Annotated in this window: 14 protein-coding genes; 1 reads left to right on the forward strand and 13 read right to left on the reverse strand. The window is 67.3% G+C overall.

Annotation, left to right across the window (positions count from 1 at the left end):
• Window positions 1-17 precede the first annotated feature (17 nt).
• Window positions 18-797, reverse strand: a complete 780-nt coding sequence (locus PSEK12I1_RS0113970) for a transporter substrate-binding domain-containing protein (RefSeq protein WP_007158910.1) — start codon at window positions 795-797, stop codon at window positions 18-20.
• A 495-nt stretch (window positions 798-1,292) separates the two neighbouring features.
• On the opposite strand from PSEK12I1_RS0113970, the gene PSEK12I1_RS0113975 reads away from it, so the two are divergent.
• Entirely contained in the window at window positions 1,293-1,769 is a 477-nt protein-coding gene (locus PSEK12I1_RS0113975) for a hypothetical protein (protein WP_027601921.1), read from the forward strand.
• On the opposite strand, the gene PSEK12I1_RS0113980 is transcribed toward PSEK12I1_RS0113975, so the two are convergent.
• From PSEK12I1_RS0113980 to nuoM, 12 genes are all read right to left on the reverse strand, one after another.
• Window positions 1,709-2,812, reverse strand: coding sequence for an FUSC family protein (locus tag PSEK12I1_RS0113980; protein WP_027601922.1), 1,104 nt, complete (start codon window positions 2,810-2,812; stop codon window positions 1,709-1,711). The genes PSEK12I1_RS0113975 and PSEK12I1_RS0113980 overlap by 61 nt on opposite strands.
• Window positions 2,813-2,815: 3 nt before the next feature.
• Window positions 2,816-4,537, reverse strand: a complete 1,722-nt coding sequence (locus PSEK12I1_RS0113985; protein ID WP_027601923.1) for an ATP-dependent DNA ligase — start codon at window positions 4,535-4,537, stop codon at window positions 2,816-2,818.
• On the reverse strand, window positions 4,534-5,553 hold the full coding sequence (locus tag PSEK12I1_RS0113990; RefSeq protein WP_027601924.1) for a ligase-associated DNA damage response exonuclease: 1,020 nt from the start codon (window positions 5,551-5,553) through the stop codon (window positions 4,534-4,536). Before PSEK12I1_RS0113990 ends, PSEK12I1_RS0113985 begins: the two co-directional genes overlap by 4 nt.
• A 61-nt stretch (window positions 5,554-5,614) precedes the next feature.
• The gene (gene cobA, locus PSEK12I1_RS0113995; RefSeq protein WP_027601925.1) at window positions 5,615-6,361 is read right to left on the reverse strand and encodes a uroporphyrinogen-III C-methyltransferase; all 747 of its coding nucleotides are present in this window, start codon (window positions 6,359-6,361) and stop codon (window positions 5,615-5,617) included.
• Between the two features lie 241 nt (window positions 6,362-6,602).
• Window positions 6,603-7,403, reverse strand: a complete 801-nt coding sequence (locus PSEK12I1_RS0114000) for an ABC transporter ATP-binding protein (protein WP_017642296.1) — start codon at window positions 7,401-7,403, stop codon at window positions 6,603-6,605.
• 12 nt (window positions 7,404-7,415) lie between these two features.
• A complete protein-coding gene (ntrB, locus tag PSEK12I1_RS0114005) occupies window positions 7,416-8,261 on the reverse strand; it encodes a nitrate ABC transporter permease (RefSeq protein ID WP_027601926.1) in 846 nt (281 codons plus the stop codon).
• A 29-nt stretch (window positions 8,262-8,290) separates the two neighbouring features.
• A complete protein-coding gene (locus tag PSEK12I1_RS0114010) occupies window positions 8,291-9,616 on the reverse strand; it encodes a CmpA/NrtA family ABC transporter substrate-binding protein (protein ID WP_027601927.1) in 1,326 nt (441 codons plus the stop codon).
• A gap of 289 nt (window positions 9,617-9,905) precedes the next feature.
• Window positions 9,906-11,150: a nitrate regulatory protein gene (locus tag PSEK12I1_RS0114015; RefSeq protein WP_027601928.1), complete on the reverse strand. Its 1,245-nt coding sequence runs from the start codon at window positions 11,148-11,150 to the stop codon at window positions 9,906-9,908.
• Window positions 11,151-11,213: 63 nt separating this feature from the next.
• The gene (locus tag PSEK12I1_RS0114020) at window positions 11,214-12,884 is read right to left on the reverse strand and encodes a bifunctional protein-serine/threonine kinase/phosphatase (protein WP_027601929.1); all 1,671 of its coding nucleotides are present in this window, start codon (window positions 12,882-12,884) and stop codon (window positions 11,214-11,216) included.
• Window positions 12,885-12,957: 73 nt separating this feature from the next.
• The gene (locus PSEK12I1_RS0114025) at window positions 12,958-14,991 is read right to left on the reverse strand and encodes a M13 family metallopeptidase (protein ID WP_177323754.1); all 2,034 of its coding nucleotides are present in this window, start codon (window positions 14,989-14,991) and stop codon (window positions 12,958-12,960) included.
• A 150-nt stretch (window positions 14,992-15,141) separates the two neighbouring features.
• On the reverse strand, window positions 15,142-16,593 hold the full coding sequence (gene nuoN, locus PSEK12I1_RS0114030; RefSeq protein WP_027601931.1) for an NADH-quinone oxidoreductase subunit NuoN: 1,452 nt from the start codon (window positions 16,591-16,593) through the stop codon (window positions 15,142-15,144).
• Between the two features lie 7 nt (window positions 16,594-16,600).
• Window positions 16,601-18,133, reverse strand: coding sequence for an NADH-quinone oxidoreductase subunit M (gene nuoM, locus PSEK12I1_RS0114035; protein ID WP_027601932.1), 1,533 nt, complete (start codon window positions 18,131-18,133; stop codon window positions 16,601-16,603).
• Window positions 18,134-18,152 lie beyond the last annotated feature (19 nt).

Here is an 18,152-nt window from a genome sequence, read left to right on the forward strand (position 1 = left end):
CGTCTGCCGAACCGACCTTACTTGGGATCGTAGAGGTTCAGGTCGCCGAAGTACTTCTTCTGGATCTTGTCGTAGGTGCCGTCGGCGTGGATGGCCGCGATGCCCTTGTTGACGAAGGTCTTGAACTCGTCGTTGCCCTTGCGGATACCGATGGCGGTATCGGCCGGCAGCAGCTCGTCGTGGATGGCGGTGTTGGTGTAGCCCTTGCCCTGGGGCGACTTCATGAAGCCACCTTCGGCCTGCAGCATGTCCTGCATGGCGACGTCGATACGACCGGACACCAGGTCGGCATAGACCTGATCCTGGTTCTGGTAGCTCTGGACGTTCACGCCGTTGGGCGCCAGCTTCTGCTTGGCGAAGGTTTCCTGGATGGTGCCCTGCTGCACGCCGACGGTCTTGCCCTTCAGGCTTTCCGCGGTGGCCTGCAGGTTGGCGCCTTCCTTGGTGACCATGGAGGAGGGACCCGACCACAGCAGGTCGGAGAAGTCGATCTGCTCGGCACGCGCCGGGGTCTTGGTCAGCGAAGACAGGATGCCGTCGAACTTGCGCGCGCGCAGGCCGGGGATCAGGCCGTCGAAGTCACTCACCACCCACTTGCACTTCACTTCCAGCTTCTCGCAGATGGCGTTGCCCAGCTCGATGTCGAAGCCGACGAAGCTGCCATCGGCGGCCTGGGATTCGAAGGGCGGATAGGTGGTATCCACACCGAAGCGGATCTCTTTCCATTCCTTGGCCATCGCCGAACCGGCGGCCAGACACAGGGCGAGCGCAGAGAGAGTCAGCCAGCTTTTTTTCATGTCGGATCCTAGTGCGAATGTGGATGAAATCATGGCGCCAGTACGACGCCCGTGCCCTCGCGGGAGCAATAAGCTTACCAGTCGGCGAAGATCGTCCCAAATCTGTACGCGGTTGCCGCGTTGGTTACATCCTGTAGCAGCCGACCCAGCCAAGCGGCGCGCATTATGCACCGGAAAGGCGCGGCTTTCCTGCCCGTGGCGGACGAACGCACTGCTTTGGGTCTAAAAAGACACGCGTGCGCCAAAGGTGGGCAAAAAGGTAGCAGAAGACCCAATTCGATAAGACATCGTATCTGCTCGGTAGCAATAGCGGCGTGCGGCTGTGTGCAAAGGAAACGGGAGCGAGGCGAGATGACCGGTCGGGAAAAGGCGATGACCTCTGGCGTACTCTACCAAGTTGGGTTCGACGACCGGCCCGGCCACGGAGACTGCGGCTTTCTGCGGCGACCGCTGGGGACAGGCCTGCACAGCTACCACAAGGCATTGGGCTAGCCGGTGGCGCGAAGGCTACTGGCGCTGATCGCCCTGGCCGCCCTCTATGGGGCGCTGCATGATCAGGTCAGCTATGGCCTGGGTCCGGATTACTTCACCTGCCTGAAATTTCCGCAATTCGGCCTGCTCGACACGGCGCTGGCGCCTCATTGGCGAGCGGCCAGGGTCGGCCTGCAAGCCGGCGCGGTAGCCGGACTGCCGCTGGGCCTGGCGTTGCTCTGGCTCGCCCGCGGGCGGCCTGCCGGTGACCGCTATCTCTGGCGCGGCAGCGCGGCCGTGCTGCTCGGCGCACTGGGCTGCGCCCTGCTGGGCCTGGGCCTGGGTTGGCTCGCCCTGGAGCTGGGCAGCGTCCTGCGGGTGCCGGCCTGCGTGCAGGATCGTCGTGGTTTCCTGCTGGCGGCCTGGATGCACGATGGCAGCTACCTGGGCGCCTTGCTGGGGTTGCTGGTGTTCGCCTGGCGCAACCGACGTCGCCGCTGAAGGCGGGCGAGTCCCTGTTCGACGCCGGCCTCCAGCGCCAGAAAGAGCAGGGCGACCGCGCCGCCGAGCAGGGTGCTGCCGATCCGTTCGCGGGCGATGCTGGCCTCGGGCGCGCCGGCCAGGGCGACCATCAGTACCGTGGTGCCGGTGATGAACAGCGTCTGCAGCGAGTAGCGCCCGTCCTGCAGCAGATAGGCACCTGCCGCACACAGCAGGCAGGCGCCGGCCAGGACGGCAGGGGTGTCATCGAGCCAGACCACCGCGCCCGCCAGCAGGCAACCGGCCAGGGTGCCGCCCAACCGGCCGAGGCCGCGCCGCCAGGTGTCGCCCAGGCGCGGCTTGAGCACCAGCAGGGCGGTCATGGGCGCCCAGTAGCCGTGACCGTACTCCAGCAGGCCGGTCAGGGTCTGGCAGAGAGCGACCACGGCGGCGGCATAGAAGCCGTAGCGGCCGAGGCGAAACCTGTCCGCGAACAGCACCACGACCTCGTGGAGGTGGGCCCTCAGGGAGCCGGTGCGCAGCCGCCACTGGGAGCGGTAGAGCGCCTTCTGCACCAGGGCGAAGAGCACCAGTTGCAGCAGCCCACCGCCCAGCACCAGACCGCCCCGCAGCAGCGCCTGCTGCAGGTCACCGGGAAAGCCTCCGGCCACCAGCAGGGCCACCGTCCACTGCTGGGTGATCCACCAGGGGCCGTTGCCAACGGCGAACAGCCAGGCACAGCAGGCGGCCCAGAGGGCACCGGCCAGGACCAGCGCCGGCAGCTGATGACCCAGCAGGGAGCCGACCACGGCGGAAAAGGCCATCCCCAGCGCCGCCACCAGCATGGGTGCCAGGGGTTCGGCGGCAAAGCTCTTGTAGGCGCCGAAGCCGACGGTATAGGCACCGCCCAAGGCCACCACGCAGGGCAGCCAGGCACCCGTCCAGCCGCCGGCGAGCAGGATGATCGCCAGCGCCGGCAGGCAGGCCAGCGCCAGGGCCCAGCGCGGTTCCCGCGGGGCCCCTATGGCGCCATCGGCGACCGGCGGCGCGGTCTGACCGGCCATGGGCTAGGCCAGCAGATTCTGCAAGATGTCGAGGGTATCGGCTTCGGCCACCGGCTTGTCGTGGCGCCAGCGCAGCATGCGCGGAAAGCGCACCGCGACACCGCTCTTGTGGCGCTTGGACAGGGCGATGCCCTCGAAGCCCAGTTCGAACACCAGGGTCGGCTCGACGCTGCGCACCGGGCCGAACTTCTCCACCGTGGTGCGCCGGACGATGGCGTCCACCTTGCGCATCTCTTCGTCGGTCAGACCCGAATAGGCCTTGGCGAAGGGCACCAGGGTGCGTTCGCTGCTCTCCGGCGGACCATCCCAGACGGCGAAGGTGTAGTCGGAATAGAGACTGGCGCGCCGCCCGTGGCCGCGCTGGGCATAGATGAGCACCGCATCCACCGAGAAGGGATCGACCTTCCACTTCCACCAGGTGCCCATGTCCTTGGTACGACCGACGCCATAGAGCGAATCCTGGGCCTTGAGCATCATGCCTTCGACGCCCAGGGTGCGGGAGGCCTCGCGCTGGCGGGCGAGGTCCTGCCAGTCGCGCCCGTGCAACAGTGGCGAGGGTCTCAGCAACGGGCTGGCGCAACGGGCCACCACTTGCTCCAGCTCGGCGCGGCGCTGGCGTTGCGGCTGGCTGCGCAGGTCGTGGCCCTGCCATTCCAGCAGGTCGTAGGCCAGCAGGATGACTGGCACGTCCTCGAGGATCTTCTTGCCCAGGGTCTTGCGACCGATGCGCTGCTGCAGCAGGGCAAAGGGCTGCACACCGAAGGGGATGGGCGCGGCCGGATCGCGGCCGTCCTGCTGCTCGCTCACCTCTTCGCTGCTGAGCAGGGTGTCGGGCGCGGCGTCTTCCTTCCAGACCACGATCTCGCCGTCGATCACGGTGCCATCGGGCAGCGCTTCCGCGAGGGGATGCAATTCGGGAAAACGATCGGTGACCAGGTCTTCGCCCCGCGACCAGATCCACAGCCGACCGTCGCGCTTGACCAGCTGGGCGCGGATGCCATCCCACTTCCATTCCACCTGCCAGTCCTCGGCCGGCCCCAGCTGCGCCTCGAACTGCTCCACCGGCAGTTGCAGGGCGTGGGCGAGAAAGAAGGGATAGGGCTGGCCGCCGCGCTGGGCGTGCTCGTCCGGACTCTCCGGGGCGACCAGGCGGGCATAGCCCTCGGCGGTGGGACGGTGGGAGAGATCGGTATAGCCCACCAGGCGCTGGGCGACGCGCTTGGGATCCAGGTCCGCCAGGGTGGCCAGGGCACGGGTCACCAGCAGCTTGGAGACACCGACACGGAATTCGCCGGTGATCAGCTTGATGCAGACCATCAGACTCTGCCGATCCAGCTGGCCCCACAGTGGCGGCAAGCGCTCGGCCAGCTCTTCCGGTGGCAGGCCGCGCAGGGGTAGCAGGTACTCCTCCAGCCAGAAGGCCAGGCCCTCGGCATTGGCGGCATCGGCGGTGGGAATCAGCAGGGCCATGGTCTCCGCCAGGTCACCCACCGCCTGGTAGCTCTCCTCGAACAGCCACTCGGGCAGGCCGGAGAGGGCCATGGTCAATTCGCGCAGCTGCCGGGTCGGCACCAGCCGACGGGGGCGCCCGCCGGCGAGGAAATACACCGCCCAGGCGGCATCGGCGGCCGGGGCGCTGCCGAAGTAGTCCACCAGGGCCGCGAGCTTGGCATTGCTGGAGGTGGTGGCGTCGAGACGCCCGTAGAGTTCGGCGAAGGCCTTCATGCCCGGGCCTCCGCGGCGACGGGGGTGTCGTCCTCCTCACCGTATTCGGTTGTGAAGCCCTGGGCGTCCAGCCCCTGGTCGCGCAGGTAGCGCACCAGGGTGGCGACCGAGCCATGGGTGACCATCACCCGCTCGGCGCCGGTCTGCTCGATGGCCCACAGCAGGCCCGGCCAGTCGGCGTGGTCGGAGAGCACGAAGCCGCGATCCACGCCGCGCCGGCGGCGGGTGCCGCGCAGCATCATCCAGCCACTGGCGAAGGCGTCGCTGTGTTCGCCGAAGCGGCGGATCCAGGTACTGCCCCCGGCCGAGGGCGGGGCGATGATCAGCGCCCGACGCAACGTGGGATCGCTCTTCTTGAAATCGCCGGCGTAGTGGGTCTCGGGAATGCGGATGCCGGCCTCGCGATAGACCCGGTTGAGCGGCTCCACCGCGCCATGGGCGAGGATGGGGCCGATCTCCGGATCGAGGCCGTGCAGCAGGCGTTGCGCCTTGCCGAAGGCGTAGCTGTAGAGGACGCTGGCCAGCCCCTGGGCCTGGTTGGCGCGCCACCATTGGTTGACCTCGGCGAAGATCTCGGCCTGGGGTCGCCAGCGATAGATCGGCAGGCCAAAGGTGGATTCGGTGATGAAGGTATGGCAGCGCACCGGCTCGAAGGGGGTGCAGGTGCCATCGGGTTCGACCTTGTAGTCGCCCGAGGCGACCCAGACCTCGCCGCGGTATTCCAGGCGCACCTGGGCCGACCCCAGCACATGGCCGGCCGGATGGAAGCTCAGCCTGACCCCGTGGTGGTCGATGACCTCGCCGTACTCCAGGGTCTGGAGGTTGATGTCGGCACCGAGCCGGGCGCGCAGGATGCCGGCACTGGCCGAGGTGGCGAGATAGTGACCGTTGCCTACCCGGGCATGGTCACCGTGGCCATGGGTGATGACCGAACGTTCCACCGGATGCCAGGGATCGATGTAGAAGTCGCCGGGCGGGCAGTAGAGGCCGTCCGGGCGAGCGATGACGAGGTCCATGGGCGCCGCTCTGCTGGGGGATTACCCATAGGAACGGCGGCTGGGCTCCGGAGTTCGCCGCTCAGGCCTGGGCGGCGAAGCTCAGGGCCTGTTTCAGGGCGGCCTGGCCGACCACCTCGCCGATCACCAGGATCGCCGGGCTGCGCAGCTGGAAGAGGGCGGCGTCCACCTGCAGATCCTGCAGGGTCGAGCGGTACTCGCGCTGGCTGGGCAGGGAGGCGTTCTCGATCATGGCCACCGGGGTGGTCAGGGCCAGACCGCCGTCCAGCAGGCCCTGCTGGATCTCGGCCAGGCGCGCCACGCCCATGTAGACCACCAGGGTGGTGCCGGTGGCGGCCAGGGCCGGCCAATTGGGCGCGCTGTCGTCCTGGGTGTGGGCGGTGACCAGGGTCACGCCCCGGGCCACGCCTCTCAGGGTCAGGGAGATGCCGCAGGCGGTGGCGCCAGCCAGGCCGGCGGTGATGCCGTTGACGATCTCGCTGCTGACGCCACGGGCGGCCAGCCATTCGGCTTCCTCGCCGGCGCGACCGAAGATGCAGGGATCGCCGCCCTTGAGCCGGGCCACGCAACGGCCCTGGCGGGCATAGCGCAACATCAGTCGATGGATGAAGGCCTGGGGCGTGGAGCGGCAACCGCCGCGCTTGCCGACGCGGATCACCCGGGCGTTCGGGCAGTGTTCGAGCACCGCCGGATTGACCAGGTCATCGATCATCACCACCTCGGCCTCGCCCAGGGCGCGCACGGCCTTGAGGGTCAGCAATTCGGGATCGCCGGGGCCGGCACCGATCAACCAGACTTTCCCGCTCATGTAGTGACCTCTCGTATCCAGGGTGGCGACTGTAACGCAAAAAAAAGGCGTCCCGCTGCAAGCAGCTGGGACGCCTTTGTCCGGAGGGTCTTTCCTCGCCGTTGAAGAAAGACCTATGTTGTCTGAGGATTTGCAGGCTTCGTGCCAGTTGCTCCTGCGAGACAAACCCTGGGTTTGCGCGCGCGGGAGACCGTAAAATCGCCCCGTTTCGAGGCGTGCTGCCTCGAAACGGGGCGAATCTTCAGGCTACGGCACCGGGGTGGCTGTGCTTCTCGTAGAGGAAGCTCAGCACCGCGTGCCGATAGCCGTTGTAGCGGGGATCGTCGACCAGGGTGATGCGATCGCGCGGCCGCGGCAGGTCGATGGTGAGGATCTCGCCGATGGTGGCCGCCGGGCCGTTGGTCATCATGACGATGCGATCCGAGAGCAGCACCGCCTCGTCCACGTCGTGGGTGATCATCATCACGGTGTTGCGCAATTCGCTCTGGATGCGCATCACCTCATCCTGCAGATGCGCCCGGGTGAGGGCGTCCAGGGCGCCGAAGGGCTCGTCCAGCAAGAGCACCTTGGGCTCCATGGCCAGGGCCCGGGCGATGCCGACCCGCTGCTTCATGCCACCGGAAATCTCGCTGGGTCTTTTGTGCAGGGCATGGCTCATGTTGACCATTTCCAGGTTGTGCAGCGTCCAGGCATGGCGCTCGGCCTTGCTCTTGGCGCCCCTGAACACCTTGTCCACCGCCAGGGCGACGTTCTCGTAGACCGTCAGCCAGGGCAGCAGCGAGTGGTTCTGGAACACCAGGCTGCGCTCCGGGCCAGGACCGCGGACCTCGCGGTTCTCCAGCAGGATGGAGCCGGAAGTGGGTTCGATCAGGCCGGCGACGATGTTGAGCACCGTCGACTTGCCGCAGCCGGAGTGGCCGATGATGGAGATGTACTCGCCGCGTTCGATCTTGAGGTTGACGTCGCGCAGCACCGTGGAGGTCAGGCCGTTGCGGGTGAAGCTCTTGTCGACGTGCTCGATGCTCAGGTAGGGCTGGGCCATGGTGGGAGTCCTCTAGTTCGCGGTGCCGCGGGTGACCAGCCGGCCGATGAGGGCCACCAGCCGGTCGAGCAGGAAGCCGATGACGCCGACGTAGACCAGCGCCAGGATGATGTCGCTGATGCGCGAGGCGTTCCAGGCATCCCAGATGAAGAAGCCGATGCCCACGCCACCGATCAGCATCTCGGCGGCGATGATGGCCAGCCACGACAGGCCCACGCCGATGCGCAGGCCGGAGAAGATGTAGGGGGCGGCGGCCGGCAGCATGATCTTCTGGAAGTATTCCCAGCCATTCAGGCGCAGGACGCGCGCCACGTTGCGGTAGTCCTCGGGGATGTTGCGGATGCCCACCGAGGTATTGATGATGATCGGCCAGATGGCGGTGATGAAGATGACGAACAGCGCCGAGGGGTGGCTGTCCTTGAAGCCGGCCAGGGACAGCGGCAGCCAGGCCAGCGGTGGCACGGTGCGCAGGACCTGGAACAGTGGATCGAGGCCGCGCATGGCCCAGGCCGACTGGCCCACCAGCACGCCCAGGGCGATACCCGCCACGGCGGCCATCAGGTAGCCGTAGGCGACGCGTTCGAGGCTGGCCAGCAGTTGCCAGGCCATGCCCACGTCATTGCCGCCGTTGTCGTAGAAGGGCTGGGTGATCAGCTCCCAGGTGTCGTTGACCACCTGGCTCGGCGGCGGCAGGGCCGCGCCGGGGCGACTGCACAGCAGTTGCCAGACGATCAGCAGCAGGGCGCCCACCACCAGCGGTGGCAGGCCATTGCGCAGCACCTGCTGGCCGAAGCGACGCAGACGGGTTTGCGGACGAAAGGTCGCGAGGGCCTTGGGCGGCCGGGTGTGGGCGTTCATCGGCGGCACTCCTTGAGGGATGGTGGACGTCAGGCCTTGAGCGTCAGGCTGGCGAGATAGGCCTTGGGATCGGCGGGGTCGAACACCTTGCCGTCGAAGAAGCTTTCCTTGCCGCGCGAGTTGCTGGCGGGAATGTCGCCGGCCGGAACACCGATGGCCGCCGCCGCTTCGCGCCAGAGATCGGCGCGGTTGACCTTGGCGATCAGGCCCTGGGCATCCAGGTCGCCGGGTAGATAGCCCCAGCGCTGGTTCTCGGTGATGAACCAGAGGTCGTGGCTCTGGTAGGGGAAGGAGGCGTGCTCGTTCCAGAACTTCATCAGGTGCGGACTGTTCTGCACCACCCGGCCGGTACCGTAGTCGAAGGTGCCCTGCAGGCGGCCGACTACGTCCTCGGCGGGCGCGCCGATCCAGCGCCGCTTGGCGCAGATCTCGGCGACCTTCGGCTTGTTCGCCGCCACGTCGCAGTATTGCTGGGCCTCCAGTACCGCCTTGAGCAGCGCCACGGTGGCCTTGGGATTGGCCTGGACATAGTCGCCGCGCAGGGCCAGGGCCTTCTCGGGGTGATTGGCCCAGAGCTCGCCGGTGGTCAGGGCGCTGTAGCCGATGTTCTGCTTGATCAGCTGGGCGTTCCAGGGCTCGCCGACGCAGAAGGTGTCCATGTTGCCGACCTTCATGTTGGCGACCATCTGCGCCGGGGGCACCACCAGGGTGGTGATGTCCTTGTTCGGGTCGATACCGTTGGCCGCCAGCCAGTAGCGAATCCACAGATCATGGGTGCCGCCCGGGAAGGTCATGGCGGCCGAGGTCTTCTTGCCCGCGGCCTGGCGCGCGGCCAGGGCGGTCTTGAAGCCGCTGGCGTCTAGGCCGACCTTCTGCTCCTTGTAGTCGTTGGATAGGGAGATGCCTTGGCCGTCGACGTTCAGCCGCGCCAGCAGCGCCATGGGCAGTGGCTGGCCGTTGGGGGTGATCTTGCCGGAAGCCAGGTGATAGACCATGGGGGTGAGGATGTGGGCGCCGTCGATGCCATTGGCCGCCGAGCCCAGCACCAGGTTGTCGCGGGTGGTGCCCCAGGAGGATTGCTTGAGCACCTCCACCTCGGTCATGCCGTGCTTGGCGAACAGCCCCAGTTCGTCGGCGACGAACAGCGGCGCGGCATCGGTGAGGGCGATGAAGCCCAGTTTGGCCTTGGTCGTCTCCACGGCATCGCTGCCGGAGGCCCAGGCGGCGGACCTCAGCCCGGGTGGCAGCAACGTGAGCGCGGCGCCAGCGCCCAGTACGCCGAGCGACTGCTTGAGGAAACTGCGGCGGGGGAGTCCGCGACCGGCCTGGTCATCGTTACGCGAGCTGTCGTCCATCGTCCTTCCTTATTTCGCGGGCACAAAAAAAGGCATCCACTCTCGGCAGGCTTGGGCTGCGAGCGTGGACACCTTCGTCCGGGGATTGCTGTGGGAGCGCGAGGCGCTCGCCAGGGCTTCTGCAGGGACTGTGCCAAGCCTGGAATCCCGGGCGATCCAGGCCTTTGCGGGTCTTGGGCGCACAGTCAGGGGGCGTTTCTCTGCCAGGGTGCGCCCTGGCAGCGCATGGAGGGTGCCGAACGGGCCCGGGCAGTACGATGGCCAATACTGATCGATGAATAGTGCCGACCTAGGGCTCCTGGCCGAGTAGCTGCCGGACCAGCTCGGGCAGCGGCCGGCCGCTGCGCATCGCCAGCCGCTGCAGATGCTGGTGGGCGTCCGCCTCCGGCAGTTGCAGTTGCTGCATGAGCTGCTGCTTGGCGCGCTCCAGCAGCTTGCGCTCGACCAGGGAGCGGCGGGTTTCCTGCAGCTCCGCCTCCACCTCATGCAGGCGTCGGGTCTGCTCGTGCAGCAATTCGAGGATGCCGGGCTGACCTTCGCCTGGCCGGGCTTCACCCAGCGGATTGGCGGTCAGGCTGAACAGCAGCGGCGTGCTCGGCTCGCGGTCGAGCTCGGCCAGGCGGCGGGACAGCTTGCGATGGCTGTCCAGGTCCGCCTGGGCCTGGGCGATGCTCTTCGCACAGCGCGCGCGGAGTTCCAGGACCAGGTGCTGGGCGACCCCCTGCATGGCGTCCAGGCGGCGGGTATTGAGTTCGAACCAGAGTTCGGCCAGCGCCGGCTCCACCTGGGCACTCGCCGAGGTGCGCTGGGCGACGCCGCGCAGCCGTTCGATCTGCTGCCGCGAGGCGCACTCCTGCACCCCGTGCCAGAGGACCAGGGCCTGGGGATCGGCATGATCGAGGAAACCGGCGAAGCAACGGGCCTGGCCACTGTCCAGGTCGTCGAGACGGGCCAGCAGCACGGCATCGAAATGACCCTGGGCGAAGCCGACCACGCCGGTCGCCCGGGCCTGGCCCGCCAGTTCCTTGCCCTGCATGAAGTTGAACAGCGCCACCAGGGCCCGGCTGAGACCCGGGTCGCTCGCCGTGTCGGCCGCCTCGAAGATGACCGCCAGCAAGCCGCCGATCAGGTGCGAGAAGGCCGCGGTGGCCTCTTCCATCCCCAGGCGCCGGTCGAGCACGCCGCGCCTCAGGCCCGGCAGGCCATCGAGCAGGTGCAGGACACAGGCGATGCGGTTGAGCAGGCGCGGGCGATCCTGGGCCAGGCTGGCGTCGAAGGTGTCCAGGCCTTCGCGCAGGCGCGTCTCGCTGCAGCGCGTCGTCGCCGAATGCCGTTCCAGGGCGCTGCGATAGCGATCGCTGCCCGTCCCCAGCAGGATATTGCTGAAGCCGCGCTCGCGCTGCAGGTCATGTACCAGTGCGCTGGCGCCCTCCACCAGTTCGCAGGTCAGGGCAAGACCCTCCAGTTGCTGCAGTTCGCAACGGCGGGCCGCCAGCATGAAACGCAGGGCAGGTGGCATCTGGCGATCGGACATGGGGCGAGACTCGAGCAGGAGGCTGGCCACTGGCCTGCAAAAGCTGCTCCAGACCGGGACGCCTCAGTGGCGATAGAGCCACAACAGCACGAGCACCAGGTTGGCCAGAAGCGACAGGGTCGCGACCACCCGCCAGGTGCGCAGCGGATCGCGGTGCAGCAGCGGCAGGGCGCGGACCGGCGGTTGCCGCTCGCCCTGCTCCAGTAGCAGCAGGGCTTCTTCCGCGGTTTCGAAGCGCTCGGCGGGGTCGACCGCCACGGCCCGCTGCAGCCAGTCGTCGAGCCAGGCCGGTACATCCGGACGCCGGCGCAGGGCGCTGGCCGGCGTGCCGAAGCGTGGGCGCTGGAAGGGCTCCACCTCGCCGTAGGGATAAGCACCGGTCAGCAGCTGATAGAGGGTCACCCCGGCCGCATAGAGATCCTGGGCGGGACTCGGCTCGGCACCTTCGAAGGATTCCGGCGCCCGGTAGCTGGGGGTGCCCGGACTGTCCTGCAGATCCTGGGACAGTTGCGGACAGTAGGCCAGGCCGAAGTCCAGCAGGCGCAGTTCACCATCCTGGCCGCGGTGCAGATTGTCCGGCTTGATGTCGCGGTGAAGGATGTTGCGTCTGTGCAACTGGCCGAGCGCACGCAACAGGCGCGAGGCGACGTCCAGCCAGTCGGCCAGGGCCAGGGGGCCGTCGCTGGTCAGCTGTTGCGCCAGGGTGCGCCCCGGATATTCGCGCTGGACGAAATAGAGGTGGGCGCGCCGTGGCAGCGGATGCACCTCGACGAATGCGCGGCCGGCGACGCGCCGCAGGAACCACTCCTCCATGAGCAGGGCATGACCGGCCAGGGTGTCGAATTGCAGTGCCGCGGGGAGGGTCTTGAGCAGCCAGGGGCGGCCACCCTCGTCGGTGACCCGGTAGAGCAGCGATTGCCGCGACTCGGCCAGGCGCTCCACCACCGTCCAGCCCTCGAAGGCCTGGCCGGGCTTCAGGGCGGGCAGCGGCGGCCAGGTGTCGGCATTGGCCAGGGTATCGGCCAGGGAGATGTCCGGCAGGCGATCGACCCGCACCAGCAGTGCGCTGGCATTGTCCTGGCCGCCGGCATGCAGGGCGCCAGCCACCAGCGCCTGGGCGGTGGCGTCCAGATCGCTGACGCCGTCGACGAGGATGCGCCTCATGCTGTCTTCGCCCAGCGCGGCCCAGACCCCGTCGCTCACCAGCAGCAGGGTTTCGCCGGCTTCCAGTTCGCCTTCGCGAAAATCCACCACCAGGTGGTTTTCCAGCCCCAGGGCGCGGGTCAGCACATGCTGCATGCCGGCCTGCTGCCAGACGTGATCGACGGTGAGACAGGTCAGCCGTTCGCCGTGCCAGCGATAGGCGCGGCAATCGCCGACATGGGCCAGGGTGTAGCGCCGGCCGCGGATCACCAGGGCGGTGAGGGTGGTCAGCAGCGGCTGGCCATTGCCGGCGGCCTGCAACCAGCGATTCTGCGCCAGCAGCAGCCGCTCCAGCGCCTGGGCCACCGGCCAGGTTTCCGGGGTGGAGTAATAGTCCTGGGCCAGGGCCTGAAGGGTGGCGCGCGCCGCCAGGCCACCGTCCGGACAACCGCTGACGCCATCGGCGAGGGCGAACAGATGCCCCTTGGTCGCCGCCAGCGCCGCGCTGGGCTGGACACTGCGCAAGGCGTCCTGGTTTTCCTTGCGCGGACCGGTCGCAGTGGCTTCGGCGAAGGCGAGTTCTAGGGGCATGGACGGGGCGCCAGAGGAGAGAGAAGGCGAGCGATGCAAAAGCGATACCCGCTCGACCGACGCCCCCGGTCCGTCACCAGATTTCCACGCGCTGCTCGTCCGGCCGGACCATGGCATCGCCCGCCTTGCAGCTGAAGGCCTGGGCGAAGGCCGGCATGTTGGACGGCGCGCCGATGGCACGGAATCTCATGGGCGCATGGGGATCGGTGTTGAGGAACAGGCGCGCCTGCTCTTCACGGATCGAGCCCCGCCAGACCCGCGCCCAGTTGAGGAAGAAGCGCTGGTCCTGGGTATAGCCGTCGATTTTCCGGGCAGCCTCTTCCGGCTTCTTCGCCAAGGCCAGTTGCAGGGCGTCATAGGCGGCATTGATGCCGCCGAGGTCGCCGATATTCTCGCCCAGGGTGAGCTTGCCGTTGACGTGCAGCTCCGGATGGTCCGGCAGCGGCCGATAACCGTCGAATTGCTGCACCAGCTTGCCGGTGCGGGCCTCGAAGGCCTTGCGGTCGGCCGGGGTCCACCAGTCCACCTGGTTGCCGGCACCGTCGAACTTGCTGCCCTGGTCGTCGAAGCCATGGCTGGCCTCGTGGCCGATCACCGCGCCGATGCCGCCGTAGTTGATGGCGTCGTCGCCGTCCGGATAGAAGAAGGGCGGCTGCAGGATGGCCGCGGGGAAGTTGATGGTGTTGTCGGTGGGGCTGTAGTAGGCGTTGACCGTCTGCGGATACATGCCCCATTCCTTGCGGTCGGTGGGCTTGCCGATCTTGTCCAGGTCATGCCGGTAGTTGAAGCGTGAGGCGGCTTCCAGGTTGGTATAGAACCCCTGGGGCTGGAGGGTCAGGCCGCTCCAGTCACGCCAGCGCTCCGGATAGCCGATCTTGGGCAGGAAGCTGTCCCACTTGGCCAGCGCCTTCTGCTTGGTCTCCGGGCTCATCCAGTCGAGCTGCTCGATGCGCGCCTTGAGCGCCAGCATCACGTTGTCCACCAGTTCCTGGGCGCGGGCCTTGGCCTGGGGCGAGAAATGCTCCTGCACATAGAGCTGGCCGAGACCTTCGCCCATGGCGCCGTTGACCGCGCGCAGCACCCGCTTCCAGCGCTCGCTCTGCTGCTGCTGGCCGCTCAGGGTCTTCTGGTTGAACTCGAAGCTCTCCTGCTGGAAGGGCCGGGACAGCAGCGGCGCGGCGTCGTCGATCACATGGGCACGCAGATAGGCCTGCCACTGCTCGACGGGGGTCTCCGCCAGCATCCGGTCGAATTCGGCGAAGAAGCCCGGCTGGGACAGCGAAAAGCCCTGCTGGCCGGTGACGCCCTGGCTGGCGAAGAAGGCCTGCCAGTCGAAGTGCGGCGTCACCTGGTTGGCCTCGGCGAAGCTCAGGTAGTGATACTGGTTTTCCGGATTGCGCAGCTCCACCGGCTTGACCGAGGCGCGCGCCAGGCGACTCTCGAAGGCCAGCACCAGTTCGGCCTGGGCGGCGGCCCTGGCCTTGGGTACGCCGGTCAGAACCAGCAGCCGGGCGATGTGGGCCAGATAGGCCTGGCGCAGCTTGGCGTAGTCGGCTTCGGTGTAGTAATCGGGTGTCGGCAGGCCCAGGCCGCCCTGGTAGGCATAGGCGATCTGCTGCTTGGCATTCTGGTAGTCGGCGCCGGAGCCAAAGGAGAACACCTGCATGTCGCCGCGGGCGAAGCTCTGTTGCAGGTACTTCACGACATCGGCCGTGGTGCGCAATCCGTCGATGGCCGCCAGTTGCGCCTGGATCGGTCGATAGCCGGCGCGCTCGATGGCGGCCTCATCCATGCCCGAGCGATACAGCCAGCCGATCTTCTGTTCCACCGAGCCCGCTGCCGCGTGATCGGCCGTGCGGGCGGCACGCCGCAGGATGGCGTGCTGGTCGTTGAGCGATTTCTCCCCCAGGGCCATGAAGGAACCCCAGCGCGACTTGTCCGGCGGGATCGGATTGGCGGCGACCCACTTCTGGTTGACGAAGGTGTCGAGGTCGCTGCAGGCGGTGGCGGGGTCACCCAGTTCGGTGACGTCGAAGACAGGGGCGGCTAAGGCCTGGCCGCCGAGCAGCAGGCCGATGGCGAGGGTGAGGGGTTTCAACGCAGGCATGGGAGAAAAGGGTCTCCAGGAAAGGACAGGAAAAGCAGGGTAGGGCGCCGAGGGTAGCGGTCGGGGCGCGACCCTGCCAAGGGCGGGTCTCTTGCGGACCCCAGAAACGACGATCCCCGCCGAAGCGGGGATCGTGGGCGACGTCCTGGATCAGAACACCGTCAGCTGCGCCAGTTGCAGCAGCGGCTGCGGATAGACGCCGAGGACGAAGGTCGCGATGGAAATGGCGATCAGCATCACGCCACCGGCGCGCTGACCCCAGTTCATTGGCGCATCGTGGCGCTGCAGGCCCTGCTCGGTCAGGTACAGGGTGACCATCACGCGCAGGTAATAGAACAGGCCGATGGCGCTGCCCAGCACGATGGCCGCGGTCTGCCACCACATGCCCGCTTCCACGCCCACGGTGATGACGTAGAACTTGCCGATGAAACCGGCGGTGAGCGGGATGCCGGCCAGGGACAGCATCATCACCGTCAGCGCCGCGGTCAGGTACGGGCGGCGCCAGAACAGGCCGCGGTACTCGAACAGGGCATCGGCGTCACGCTGGCCGTTGCTCGGGCTGGACATCAGGGTGATCACGCCGAAGGCGCCCAGGCTGGTGAAGACATAGGTCACCAGGTAGACCGCCACGGCTTCCATCGACAGGCCTTCGCCCGAGGCCACTGCCACCAGCAGGTAGCCGAAGTGAGAGATGGAGGAGTAACCCAGCAGACGCTTGAGGTTGCTCTGCATCAGCGCCAGCAGGTTGCCCACCAGCATGGAGGCGATGGCGATGAAGGCGATGGCATCGTGCAGCCAGCCGTCTTCGGTGGCCATGGGCATGGTCTGGAACACCCGTACCAGCACGGCGAAGACGGCGACCTTGCTGGCGGTGGCCAGGAAGGCGCCGACCGGCGCCGGGGCGCCCTCGTAGACGTCCGGGGTCCAGAGGTGGAAGGGCACCAGGGACAGCTTGAAGCCGAGACCGACGATCAGCATGCCCAGGCCGATTTCCATCAGCAGGCCGGTGCTGGCCGGGGCGTCCATCTGCATGCCGATGTCGGCGAAGTTGAGGCTGCCGGACTGGGCGTAGAGCAGGGCCATGCCGAACAGCAGGATGGCCGAACCGGCGGCGGACAGCACCAGGTACTTCATGCCGGCTTCCAGGGAGCGGCGATTGAAGTAGCTGTAGGCCACCAGGCCGTAGACCGGTACCGACAGCAGTTCCAGGCCGATGAACAGACCGGCGACGTTCTGCGCCGCCACCAGCACCAGGCCGCCGGTGGCGGAGATCAGCAGCAGCAGGTACAGCTCTTCGCGGTTGCCCGGATAGCCTTCCATGTAGGCATGCGACAGGGTCATGCAGGCCAGGGTGGCGATCAGGATCAGCGCCATGTAGAAGCAGGTGAAGCCGTCGATGCGCAGCAGCGGGGTGACGTCGATGGTGCCGACGCCCAGGGCCGGGATGCAGGACAGCAGGGCCAGGTTGAGACCGATCACGCCCAGGGTCGGGATGATGGTGTGATCCCGCCGCCAGGCGATGCCCAGCATCACCACCACGGCGGTGAAGCCGGTGATGATGATCGGCAGGAGGGCGATGAAGTGTTCGTAGGTAAAGGTCATGGCGCTCTTACCGGGCGGAAACGAGAGAGGAGAAGGCTTCGCCGAGCCACTGCTGGACACCGGCCATGCTCGCGGCCGAGGTATCCAGCACCGGCTGCGGATAGACGCCGAGCAGCACCAGCAGCACGCCAAGCAACAGCAGCATCGACAGTTCCCGTGCGTTCAGACCCGGCAGGGCGCCTTCGGCCCTGGCCGGACCGAAGTAGGCGCGGTGGATCATGATCAGCGAGTAGACCGAGGCGAACACCAGGCCGAAGGTGGCGATGACGGTGATCATCGGCACCACCGGGAAGGCGCCCAGCAGGATCAGGAATTCGCCGACGAAGTTGCCGGTACCCGGCAGACCCAGCGAAGCCGAGGCGAAGAACAGACTCAGGGCCGGCAGGTAGGGCACCCGCGCCCAGAGCCCGCCCATCTGGCGCATGTCACGGGTGTGCATGCGCTCATAGAGCTGGCCGCAGAGGATGAACAGGCCGGCGGCGGAAAGGCCGTGGGCGATCATCTGGACCACCACGCCCTGCAGCGCCTGGGGGCTGCCGGAGTAGATGCCGATCAGCACGAAGCCCATGTGCGAGACGCTGGAGTAGGCCACCAGGCGCTTGATGTCGGTCTGGGCGAACGACAGGATGGCGCCGTAGAAGATGCCGATGATGCCCAGCCACATGGCGATCGGCGCGAATTCCGCCGAGGCGTTGGGGAATAGCGGGATGGCGAAGCGCAGCAGGCCGTAGGCGGCGGTCTTGAGCAGGATGCCGGCGAGGTCGACGGAACCGGCGGTCGGCGCCTGGGCGTGGGCATCCGGCAGCCAGGAGTGCACCGGCACCACCGGCAGCTTCACCGCGAAGGCGATGAAGAAGCCCAGCATCAGCAGGTATTCCAGCTTGGGATCCAGTTGCAGCTGCAGCAGGTCTTCGTAGTCGAAGGTCAGGACGCCGGTCGCACCGTAGTTCACCAGCACCAGGGCGATGATCGCCACCAGCATGATCAGACCGCTGGCCTGGGTGAAGATGAAGAACTTGGTGGCGGCGGTGATGCGGCTCTTCTTGCCGTCCGCGGAGCTATGGCCCCACAGCGCGATCAGGAAGTACATCGGCACCAGCATCATTTCCCAGAAGAAGAAGAACAGGAACAGGTCCAGCGCCAGGAACACCCCCACCACGCCGCCGATGATCCACAGCAGGTTGAGGTGGAAGAAGCCGACGTGGCGCTGCACTTCGCGCCAGGAGCAGGTCACCGCCAGCACACCGAGCAGGCCGGTGAGCAGGATCATCAGCAGCGACAGGCCGTCGAGACCGAAGTGCAGGCTGATGCCGAAGCGCGGAATCCAGTTCATCTGGAATTCCGCGGTCCAGGCGGTTTCGGCGCCAGGGGCCGGAGCCAGGCTGTAGTCGCCGTGGGCCCACAGCCACAGGCCGAGCACCAGCTCCAGCAGCATGGTGAACAGAGCGATCCAGCGGGGCACCAGCGGGCCGGTCTTTTCCGTGAGGAAGCAGAGCAGGCCGCCGATGAAGGGGATCAGGATTAGCCAGGGCAGAAGCATGACGTGTACTTATCCTTAG

This window comes from Pseudomonas sp. MOIL14HWK12:I1 (assembly GCF_000510705.1).
GTDB lineage: Bacteria > Pseudomonadota > Gammaproteobacteria > Pseudomonadales > Pseudomonadaceae > Chryseomonas > Chryseomonas oryzihabitans.